The sequence below is a fragment of the Micromonospora maritima genome (genome assembly GCF_902825405.1).
In the GTDB taxonomy this organism is placed as follows: Bacteria; Actinomycetota; Actinomycetes; order Mycobacteriales; family Micromonosporaceae; genus Micromonospora; species Micromonospora maritima.
The window spans coordinates 1-3832 of the sequence record NZ_CADEAU010000494.1 but is presented as its reverse complement, the minus strand read 5'-3'; the positions used below and the strand labels follow the sequence as shown (position 1 = coordinate 3832).

3 protein-coding genes and 1 pseudogene are annotated in these 3832 nt (G+C 73.8%); all 4 read right to left on the bottom strand.

Annotated elements, in window-relative coordinates; translation table 11 throughout:
• Nucleotides 1-90: 90 nt before the first annotated feature.
• A pseudogene (locus HUW36_RS27750) lies at nt 91-960 on the bottom strand (hypothetical protein); the annotation flags it as partial.
• A gap of 73 nt (nt 961-1033) precedes the next feature.
• On the bottom strand, nt 1034-2281 hold the full coding sequence (gene moeZ, locus HUW36_RS27745) for an adenylyltransferase/sulfurtransferase MoeZ (protein ID WP_174530837.1): 1248 nt from the start codon (nt 2279-2281) through the stop codon (nt 1034-1036).
• A 41-nt stretch (nt 2282-2322) separates the two neighbouring features.
• A complete protein-coding gene (locus HUW36_RS27740; protein WP_174530836.1) occupies nt 2323-3135 on the bottom strand; it encodes a DUF3152 domain-containing protein in 813 nt (270 codons plus the stop codon).
• A 78-nt stretch (nt 3136-3213) separates the two neighbouring features.
• Nucleotides 3214-3832, bottom strand: a 619-nt coding sequence (locus HUW36_RS27735) for a DUF3152 domain-containing protein (RefSeq protein WP_174530835.1), incomplete at its 5' end; no start/stop codon positions are given.

Here is a 3832-nt window from a genome sequence, read left to right as displayed (position 1 = left end):
GGTGGGGCGCGGGGCCGGCACGGCGGGCAGCGCGACGATGCCCGGCACCACGAACTGCGCGCCGGCGCGCGGGGCCTCGGGGACGTCCGAGCGGCAGGCCCGGATCGCGCGCAGCGTGGTGTGCACGTCGAACTGGTGACCGTCGTCGCTGTCCCAGCCGCCGTCGCTGCGCTGGGTCTCGGCCAGCCGCCGCCGCGCCGACACCAGCAGCCACTGCTCCTCGCCGACCTCCACCCGCCGCAGCGTGGCGGCGAGCCAGGCCACGTCGGCCGCGGACATGCCGGGGATCCGGTCGGCGAGCACGGCCTGGATCCGGGCCGACTCGTAGTACATCCGCTGGCGGTGCAGCACGGCCGCGGCCAGCCAGCCGGCCGGCAGGAACGACGGCCAGCTCCCGTCCGCCGCGAGCTGCCCGGCGAGCGCCTGGGCCGCCGCCTGGACCACGCCGGCGTACGCCCCACCGACGCGGTGGTCGAGCGGGCCGGCGGCGCGGGCGTCCAGCCCGGCCACGGTGAGCCAGAACCCGGCGTTCGCGGTCAGGTAGAACCGGGCCTCGGGATCGCCGGGCGTGGCCCACTCCGGCGCGAACCCGGCCAGCGACGGGTGCTCGTCCCAGCCGCCGTCGGCGAGCTGGCGGGCGGCCAGCCAGTCGAGCGCGTGCCGGGCGGCGGGACGACCGAGCGCCCCCAGGTCGTCCAGCTCGGACAGCCGGAAGCAGGTCGCGTCCACGGACGCCACCTCGCCGTCGAGCACGGCGGGCCAGCCGCCGCCGACGGCCTGGCCGGACTCCGCCGCGTCGAGCAGGCCCGGTGGCACCGGCGTGCCGGTGCGCAGCCGGGACAGTCGGGCGCGGTCGACCGCGTCCCCGTGCGCCACGACGAACCCGATCGCCGCTTCCAGATCCACCACGGGGGCGACGCTACCTGCGCCGACGTGGTTACGCCTCGGTAGCTCGGTCAGAGGTGGCCCGCCCCACCGGTGGCACGCCGAGGGCCCTCCCGGCGTACCGGAAGGGCCCTCGGGGACATCGACGTCAGTACGCGGGCAGCGACGGGTCGATCTGCTTGACCCAGGACAGCACGCCGCCCTGCACGTGCACGGCGTCCTTGAAGCCGGCCGCCTTGAGCGCGGCGAGCGCCTCGGCGGAGCGGACGCCGGACTTGCAGTGCAGCACGATCTGCCGGTCCTGCGGGAGCTTCGCCAGCGCCTCGCCGGAGATGATCTCGCCCTTGGGGATCAGCGTCGAGCCGGGGATCCGGACGATCTCGTACTCGGCGGGCTCGCGCACGTCGACCAGGAAGATGTCCTTGCCGGCGTCCTGCCACTCCTTCAGCTCCAGGGCGGTGATGGTCGAGTCGACCACCGCCTCCTGGGCCTCCTCGGAGACCGCGCCGCAGAAGTCCTCGTAGTCCTCCAGCAGGTCGGTGACCGTGGGGTTCTCGCCGCAGAGCGCGCAGTTCGGGTCCTTGCGAACCTTGATCTTGCGGTAGCTCATCTCCAGGGCGTCGTAGACCATGAGCCGGCCGACGAGCGGCTCGCCGATGCCGGCGAGCAGCTTGATCGCCTCGTTGACCTGGATCGAGCCGATGGACGCGCAGAGCACGCCCAGCACGCCGCCCTCGGCGCACGAGGGAACCATGCCGGGCGGCGGGGGCTCCGGGTAGAGGCAGCGGTAGCAGGGACCGTGCTCGGCCCAGAACACCGACGCCTGGCCGTCGAAGCGGTAGATCGAACCCCAGACGTACGGCTTGCCGAGCAGCACGGCCGCGTCGTTGACCATGTAGCGGGTGGCGAAGTTGTCGGTGCCGTCGACGATCAGGTCGTAGCGGGAGAAGATGTCCCGCACGTTCTCCCGGTCCAGCGCGGTGTTGTGGATCTCCACCTTGACCAGCGGGTTGATCTCCCGGATCGAGGCCGCGGCGGACTCCGCCTTGGACCGGCCCACGTCGGAGACGCCGTGGATGATCTGGCGCTGGAGGTTGGACTCGTCGACGGTGTCGAAGTCGATGATGCCGAGCGTGCCGACGCCGGCGGCGGCGAGGTACATCAGCGCGGGCGAGCCGAGACCGCCGGCGCCGACACAGAGCACCCGGGCGTTCTTCAGCCGCTTCTGCCCCTCGACCCCGACGTCCGGGATGATCAGGTGGCGCGAGTAGCGGCGGATCTCGTCTACGGTCAGCTCGGCGGCGGGCTCGACGAGCGGGGGCAACGACACGGTGGACTCCCCGGGATCGGCGGTGGGACCGCGCCATTGTCGCTCGCCCGGGTGGGGATCGGCCATGATGAGGGACACTCGGCCCGAACTGCGGGACCGGGAATAACTCAGACGCCGTCGGTCGGTTCGCCGGAGTAGCGGACCCCGTCGACGTACGGCCAGGCGTTGGGCACGCAGCCGTCCAGCCCGTACGTCTGCTGCTGCATGACCGGCGCGGGGGCGCCGGGCGCGGGACAGGCCTGGTGCAGCTCGCCGAACTCGTGGCCGACCTCGTGGTTGACCACGTAGGTCCGGTAGACCTCCAACGGGGCGCCGTAGTCGGGGACCGCCGTCATCCAGCGGGCCAGGTTCAGCACCACCCGGCCGGGCAGCCGGCAGGACGTGTACCGCTCGGTGCGCAGCCCGCCCTCGGCGCACATCCGCTCCGAGGTGACCGGGGTGGCCAGATAGACGGTGAAGTCGGCGGCGGCCGCCTCGGGCACCCGCTGCACCCGCAGCTCCCCGGAGGCGATCCAGCTGCGCGGGTCGCCCAGCACCGCGTCCACGGTGGCGGCGAACTCGTCGGCGTCCTGGCCCGTACCCTGCTCGACCTCGACCCGGTAGCGGCGCAGCGGACCGGCCTGGCCGCGTACCTCGGACCGGCCCTCGGCCACGGCGAAGGTGCCGGGGCCGGCGGTGGGATAGCCGGTCGGCGCGGCCGGGACCTCGTCCTCGGCCCCCTGGGCGAGCGGCGGCACGGCGGCGAGCGGGACCCGCTCCGGGCGCGCCGGTTCGCTCAGCCGGGTGATCCCCACGGCGCCGCCGCCGGCCGCGAGCATCATGGCCAGCAGCAGCACGGATCGTCGACGGCGGCGGCGCATCCGGCGCAGGCCGGGTCGTTCGGGCGCGGCAGGCGGGTCGTAAGGGGACGACGACGTCATGGTGCCAGCGTGCCACGCAATTCGGGCATTTAGCTGCTTTTACCGCGCAAGCCGCGAGGATTCCTCACCATCAGGCGCTCAGAGCGCCGGACCGGTGTACCGCTTCCCGCCCAGGTACGGCCACGGGTTCGGCCGGCACCCGTCGAGGAACAGGGTCTGCTGCTGCATCACCGGCGCCGGCCGGCCGGCCCCCGGGCAGGCCTCGTGGTGGTGCCCCAACTGGTGCCCCACCTCGTGGTTGACCACGTAGAGCCGGTAGGTGTCCAACGGCATCCGCGCGGCCACCAGGTGCGGGGCGGACGTGCGCCACCGGTCCAGGTTGATCACGACCTTGCCGGGCACCCGGCAGGACGTGTACGGCACCCCGCCCTTGCGGATGTCGATCCCGCCCGCCCCGCACAGCCGGCCGGCCGTGTCCCGGGTGGCCAGGTAGATCGTGAAGTCGTACCGCTCGCCCGACGCGACCCGCTGCAACCGCAACCGGCCGCCGTCCACCCAGCTCCCCGGCCCGGTCAGGGCCCGCTGCACCGCCTCACCGAAGGCGCGGACCTCCTCGCCGGAGCCGTTCTCCACCGCCACCCGGAACCGGCGCAGCGTCCCCGCCGTTCCGAGCACGCCGCTGGTCCGGTCGTCGTACCCGAAGCTGCCCCGGCCGTGCGCCGGCACCGGACCCGGCAGGGCCAGCACGGGCGCCACC